The organism is Bacillus sp. MM2020_4, assembly GCF_011250555.1.
Lineage (GTDB): Bacteria > Bacillota > Bacilli > Bacillales > Cytobacillaceae > Neobacillus.
This window is the reverse complement of record NZ_JAANMZ010000126.1, coordinates 1-279: the sequence shown is the minus strand read 5'-3', so window position 1 is coordinate 279 and position 279 is coordinate 1. Positions and strand designations below refer to the sequence as shown.

The 279-nt window shown below is 48.4% G+C and carries 1 rRNA gene; it reads right to left on the bottom strand.

From position 1 onward, the window contains the following. Positions 1-279, bottom strand: a 23S ribosomal RNA gene (locus G6554_RS25430); the annotation flags it as partial.

Sequence of the window (279 nt, the reverse complement as noted above, 5' to 3'; positions counted from 1 at the left end):
GGGTCTACGACTACATACTAAATTCGCCCTATTCAGACTCGCTTTCGCTGCGGCTCCGTCTCTTCAACTTAACCTTGCATGTAATCGTAACTCGCCGGTTCATTCTACAAAAGGCACGCCATCACCCGGGTTTTTTCGTTAGAAAAAACATAGGGCTCTGACTACTTGTAGGCACACGGTTTCAGGAACTATTTCACTCCCCTTCCGGGGTGCTTTTCACCTTTCCCTCACGGTACTGGTTCACTATCGGTCACTAGGGAGTATTTAGCCTTGGGAGAT